The sequence below is a fragment of the Streptomyces sp. NPDC046197 genome, assembly GCF_040646295.1.
GTDB lineage: Bacteria > Actinomycetota > Actinomycetes > Streptomycetales > Streptomycetaceae > Streptomyces.
In genome coordinates, this window is the sequence record NZ_JBEYZY010000078.1 from 1 (window position 1) to 5675 (window position 5675).

Consider the following 5675-nt stretch of genomic DNA (forward strand, 5'->3'; position numbering starts at 1 on the left):
TGAACTGCTGGACCGGCATCTGCACCACCTGCCACCGACCCCTGCCCAGCAGAGCCACACCAAGATCAAGACAGACCTAACGGAGTCCTACTAGCTGCAGCCGACGGACCCGCATGGTCCGGCTTCGCCACGAAGCCCGCACTCGCCGCCCGCGTGATCGTCCGCGCCCTGGACGCCGGAGTCGGCGCCTCCTGGGTGGCCGGCGACGAGGTCTACGGCGCCAACCCGCACCTGCGTGCCGTGCTGGAGCAAAGACGGCTCGGCTATTTACTCGCCGTCGCCTGCGAGCACCAGATCACCACCCGCGCGGGCAGGCTCCGCGCCGACGCCCTGGTCAAGAAGCTGCCCAAGCGGGCCTGGCAGAAGCTCTCCGCCGGCTCCGGGGCCAAGGGCCACCGTTTCTACGACTGGGCCCTGGCCGACATTGCCGATGACGAGCCCGGCCGCCGCAACCTGCTTGTCCGCCGGAACCGCACGACCGGTGAGCTCGCCTTCTACCGCTGCTACTCGGCAACCCGAGTACCCCTGTCCACCTTGGTCGGGGTGACCGGACGCAGGTGGACGGTCGAGGAGACCTTCCAGTCCAGCAAGGGCCTGGCTGGGCTGGATGAACACCAGGTCAGACGATGGACGTCCTGGCACCGCTGGGTCACCCTCGCGATGCTCGCCCACGCCTTCCTCGCCGCGGCCACCGCCCACGAACGCGCCCAACAACCGGCCCCGGACGGACTGATCCCGCTGACCTGCAGCGAGATCCAGCACCTGTTCACCCCACTCGTCGCCCAGCCCATCCATACAGTTGGACACCGGCTTCGCTGGTCCGCATGGCGACGACGCCACCAGGCCTGGGCCCGCAGATGCCACTACCAGCGGCAGGCCGCCCATCAGCCATGAAGATCGCGATCAAGAGCTGGACCACTAACGCCATTCGGTCACCAGCCACTTTCCGTCGACCTTCGAAAGCAGCAGCTCGCTGATCTGGAGAGGGTTGTCGTCGAGGTTTATGTGTCCGAGGCTGCTGTCCCTTGCGAAGAACCGGGACGCGTAGGCGTCGGCCAACTTGCCTCGTTCCGCGCCACTCAGGGGTCCTACCAGCGCTTCGACGGCCTGCGGACACATGTCCTTGTGCTGGGCGGCAGCGAGTTCGGACTGCGCGGTCCGGGTCATGAGGGCGCAGGTGGCCTCACCGTTACCTGAGCCAAGGGCTTTTAGGAACGCCTTGCCGGAGTCCTCCAGCGCTGCGAGGTCCCCTCTGGTGTCGCGAATCGTGAGGAAGATCCCTGCTCCTCCGATCGCGAGCAGTACCGCCACTCCCCACAGGACCAACAGGCGTCCCCTGTCCCAACCGTTCGTGTCGGCCAACGTGTCTCATTCCTCTGTGCCGTAACCTGCGCGCTCGTCATCGGAAGTGTCGCAGCGCGGAACTCCCTCCTTGCGGGAAAGCCGACGACAGCCCCAGACACAGTGGCATCCCCGGCCACTGGGCGGTGTGCATCGTAAAGTCGCAGGTCACGGGTCTGGTGTGCAGGGTGATTCGGGTACTCGCGTAGGTCGGCGGCGGATGACCATGGCGTAGATCATCGGACGGGTCCGGTGTCGGCGGGATGCCGGGTTCGGCTGTGCCCACGACCGGCCGCCGCCTACGATCCGTCAGTGGGTCGGCACGCCATGAGATCGCGGGAGGCTGCGGAGAGGCAGGAGCGGCAAGAAGATCGCCCAACAGGCCGGCGGCGAGGTTCTGCTGTACGGCTCCCTCATACGCCCCCGCGGCACTCCACCCCACCGGACCGACGATCCGCATCTCCGGAAGCCTGGGGTTCGGGCGGTTGAAGGTCCGTCACGCCGGACGCCGAGGGAACTACTTCCACGCAACGGCCACGACGACCGCGGCCGCCGAGAGTGTCCCCACGGCGTAGAAGGCCCACTGCTGCTTGTTGCGCATGCCCATCAGAGCTGCCACCGCCACCAGAACGTCCAGGGAGAGCTTCACCCCCATCTTCGCGTTGTCCACCGGTAGGTCGAGGGACGTCCGGGTCCATATCAGTCCCGCACCGGTAACCAACTGTATGACCGCGCTGATCGGCATGTAGCTGCCGGCCACCGGGTTCTTCTCCCTCAGCTGATAGAAGAGGCCGCCCATGATCGCGGCGAACCCGAAGAGGTGGAAGACGAGGAACACATATCTGAGGATCTCCATGCCGGCGATCATCCCATCCCTCAAAAGGAGGGCCCACATTGGGAGTTGACATGCTCCGATACATTGCGGGGCGGGCATCCCTGAGTTGCAGGTGTGAGTTCTGGTGTGTGTGGGCCTCGGGATGCTCGCGCTGGTCGGGGGCGGGTGATTTCGGTGAAGATCGTCGGTCACCGGGAGACTTCGCGGTTGGTGAGGACCAGCAGGGCCCTGACCAGCGCGGTCGCCCACCTTGGGTCGGTGCGGACCTTGGCGAGCACGCGCCAGTTCTTGAGGTGGGCGAAGCCGTGCTCGACCGGGGGCCGGACGGCCGCGAGGGTCTTGTTCGAGAACTTCTGCCCGCGGCTCAGGGGCAGGTTCCGGGCGGCCCTGCAGCCGGTGATCACCGCCGGGTCGGCGTCGGGATCGCTGTCGTCGAGACCGACGAACCCCAGGTCGGCGATGGCTGCGAGCCCGGCCGCCCGTAGCCTGGTGGTGAGCTTCTCGTGCCGGCAGGCGGTGATCTCCGAGGTGCGTCCGGCCCGGGCCGCGGAGACCCATAGCAGACGGCCACGATCGTCGGTGAGCGCGATCACGAGCAGGCCATGGCATTTGCTCTTGCCGGAGTAGTTCTTGCGGTTGTCCTTCCCGGTGCGCCGCCGGGTGCGGATCAGCGAGCCGTCCATGAGCACGATGCCGCCGCCCGTTCGGGCGATCTTCTTCAGGGCGCGGTCCAGGCGTGGGGCGCGGGCGGCCAGCAGGCCGACGACTTCGTCCTCGATTCCCCGTGAGTCCCCGCCCGTTCTGGCACGGAAGTGGCACGCCCCGCGGCCTCCTCGATGCGAACTATGGGCACGACGGTCACTGAGGTCTGCTCGGCTGGTCACACAATCGCATGTGGCTGCTGACGGTTGACTCGGGTCGCGACGGTTGCTGTACGGCAGGAAGGGCTCTGCTTGGATCAGCCCATGATTTCTGTTGGCACCCCGGACGAGACGCAAGAGAAAGCAGAGCTTGCAGTCTGGTTCGGCGGAGCGTCCTTGGCGTTCTGGTTCTGCTGTCCGTTCTGGATACTGGTCAGCTTCGTCGCGCTGCCTCTGGCGCTCGTTGGCCTGGTGCGGGCCTTTGTCAAGTATCGCGCATCGAAGTCGAGGTGAGCGAAAGGGACACGAGCTGTAGTGGGAGGCGTGTTGTCCCTCTTGGGAGCGTTGCGCGGCAGCGGCGATCGCCTACATGATCTTTCTGGCCACCCATCCTGATCTTCCCGTCCAGGGATAGCCGCCTCATTTAAGGAGCGAGGTGAGGCGAGTGCCGCTCTGACCTGCGAACCGCCCGCGTGGGCAGACCTGTGGCTGGTCACCCGCCGGCCACTGTCGTTCCCCGTGACTCCCCGCTGGATCTGCCACGGGTGTGGCACGGCGAGCGCGGGCCTCATCCCTGTCAGAGGTCGTGGGGGCTCATGAACGTCGAGATGTCTGAGCTCGGAGTGCAGGGGGTCGCCAGCCGTCTCGCCATTTCCTCCTCCGATACTGGCCGACGCTCGGGCGGCTGGTAGTCAGCGGTGGATGTCAGCGCGCCGTACGCGTCCGCCCCAGGGCGGCGAGGGCAGTCCTCACCCTTCCGGTGCTGTCAGTGCTCGTCGGTACCCTCCTCGCGCGACGCGATCAGGTCTAGGGGTGGAGGCGAGATGGCTGATTGGTCGGTTTCGACGAGAGCAGCTCTCATCGGCGGCCTGAGCCTGCGCGGTCTCGGCGCCGCCCACGGCGGCACCCTGCGCTGACCTGCGGCATACCCCCGGGGGTAGGACTCTCAGGAACACCCCTATCCTCTCCCCAGTCGCGCACGTGTTCGTGCGCATCGGGTGGGGAGAACAGCGGTGGACAACAGCGCCATGCCGTCGGCCGGCGTCGGAATCGTGCGGGAGTACCGCAAGTACAAGAAGACGCCCTTGGTGAGGATTCTGGGGCCGTCGGTCATTCCGATCCTCGCCTTCTCCCAGACAATGCGGCGCGGCGACCCGTTCCGGTGGCCCATGCTCATCCTCGCCGTCATTTTCGTGCTGACCCTCGCGCGGCTGGGGCTCTACATGCGGCGCGGCCGCACGCTGGTCGGCCCTGACGGCATTACAGTCCGCCGCGCCCTCACCGAGCGCACCCGCGCCTGGTCCGCCATCTACGACATCCGCGCCGAGCCCGTTCCGAACGCCATGAGTTCCGCCCGCCGCTGGCTCGCCTACCTCTACGACACCGAGGGCCGGCGCCTCCTCCTGCCGCACATCGACGACTGGCAGCTGGACAACCCGCCGGCCGAGGTCGCCGGTCTGCTGGCCGTCGGTGCCCCGTACCGCGGCATGGCGTGGGCGCGCCGGCCGGAGGTGGAGGCGCTGATCCGGCAACGGGCGGCGCACCGCAGGGCCTGGCTGTGGGCGGTCTACGGGGCGCTCATCGTCTTCGGGTGCATGACCGTACTGTCGATCGGACTGTTGTTCACCTCGGACGGCTCGCCCGTGGTCCTGCTGACGATGCTGGTTCCGCTGGGCTCCTTCGTCCTGTTCGCCGCCCTCTTCCACGCGGGCTGGAAGTACCTGGTCCCCCGCGACCAGCGGGAGGCCTGACACACGTCGGGGGCGGCCGGTCCGGCCGCCCCCGAGGTCACTTCCGGCGCACGGCGCCTACCACACGACGGATGCGGTCCGCCGGAAGCGGTGCGATCGGGCTGCCAGCGGAGGAGCTGGCCGTCAGGTACTTCTCCAGCGCGCCCAGGTCGTCGCCGCCCACCAGGTCGCCCGTGCCCTGGCCGAGCGTCGGGAAGCCGTCTCCACCGCCCGCCAGGAAGCTGTTGGTGGCGACGCGGTAGGTGGCGGCCGGGTCGATGGGGCTGCCGTTGAGGCGGATGGAGTCGGTGACGACACGGTCCGCGCCGGACTTCGTGAAGTCCAGGGTGCAGGTTGCCCCGATACCCCACATGCGCGGAGAGGCGATGGGCCTGCGCCATGGGAAGGGCATCTGGCCCCACAAGATCGCTACAGCTTCTGTCCCGAAGGTCACGAGCCATGCGATCGCTATACGGATCCAGTCGATGACGTCCACCGACACCCAATCCCCCCACCACCATCACTGCGGCTCGTTCGCGCAGCGCGGAGATCCTGTCAGGCCAGTCATACGAGGGGAAATAAACCGCTCAGGTCACGCTCAGGTCTTTAGCGCGATCTTTACCCCTGCCAGAAGTTGCGGGTGTCCAGTACCCACCACATTCCCCAGCTCCCATCCCGTCTGCCGTCGACCCACACACCGTGGACAGCGCGCAGCGGAGCCGGGAAGCGCGCCCGGCGGAGCGGAGCGCAGCCGAGGCTTGAACACCCAGTAGAGGAAGTTGTAACTCAGCCGAGGCTGGGTACCTCACAGATCGAGGCTCGGGGTCGAGCAGTCACGCAAGCCGGGCAGGCCCCTCAGACCCACTCCACCTCGGAAACGATGTACGGGGTACTTCCAGGGCCCGGCAA

5 protein-coding genes and 2 pseudogenes are annotated in these 5675 nt (G+C 67.2%); 3 read left to right on the forward strand and 4 right to left on the reverse strand.

The features are described 5' to 3' along the window. Positions 1-108 precede the first annotated feature (108 nt). Positions 109-894, forward strand: a pseudogene (locus tag AB0A61_RS40675) (IS701 family transposase); the annotation flags it as partial. A gap of 24 nt (positions 895-918) precedes the next feature. On the opposite strand, the gene AB0A61_RS40680 reads toward AB0A61_RS40675, so the two are convergent. From AB0A61_RS40680 to AB0A61_RS40690, 3 genes are all read right to left on the reverse strand, one after another. Beyond that, positions 919-1362 (reverse strand): hypothetical protein, encoded by a 444-nt coding sequence (locus AB0A61_RS40680; RefSeq protein WP_361304564.1) that lies wholly within the window; start codon positions 1360-1362, stop codon positions 919-921. Positions 1363-1858: 496 nt separating this feature from the next. Further along, positions 1859-2197: a hypothetical protein gene (locus AB0A61_RS40685; protein ID WP_343324481.1), complete on the reverse strand. Its 339-nt coding sequence runs from the start codon at positions 2195-2197 to the stop codon at positions 1859-1861. A 167-nt stretch (positions 2198-2364) separates the two neighbouring features. Then, a complete protein-coding gene (locus AB0A61_RS40690; RefSeq protein ID WP_361304567.1) occupies positions 2365-3060 on the reverse strand; it encodes a transposase family protein in 696 nt (231 codons plus the stop codon). An 81-nt stretch (positions 3061-3141) separates the two neighbouring features. Between AB0A61_RS40690 and AB0A61_RS40695 the strand changes: the two genes are divergently transcribed. Together AB0A61_RS40695 and AB0A61_RS40700 are read left to right on the forward strand one after the other, a co-directional pair. Further along, positions 3142-3330: a hypothetical protein gene (locus tag AB0A61_RS40695; protein ID WP_361304570.1), complete on the forward strand. Its 189-nt coding sequence runs from the start codon at positions 3142-3144 to the stop codon at positions 3328-3330. Between the two features lie 719 nt (positions 3331-4049). Continuing rightward, the gene (locus tag AB0A61_RS40700; RefSeq protein ID WP_361304573.1) at positions 4050-4787 is read left to right on the forward strand and encodes a PH domain-containing protein; all 738 of its coding nucleotides are present in this window, start codon (positions 4050-4052) and stop codon (positions 4785-4787) included. Positions 4788-4824: 37 nt separating this feature from the next. Here the strand turns inward: AB0A61_RS40700 and AB0A61_RS40705 are convergent. Further along, positions 4825-5151: pseudogene (locus AB0A61_RS40705) on the reverse strand (5'-nucleotidase C-terminal domain-containing protein); the annotation flags it as partial. Between the last annotated feature and the right edge of the window lie 524 nt (positions 5152-5675).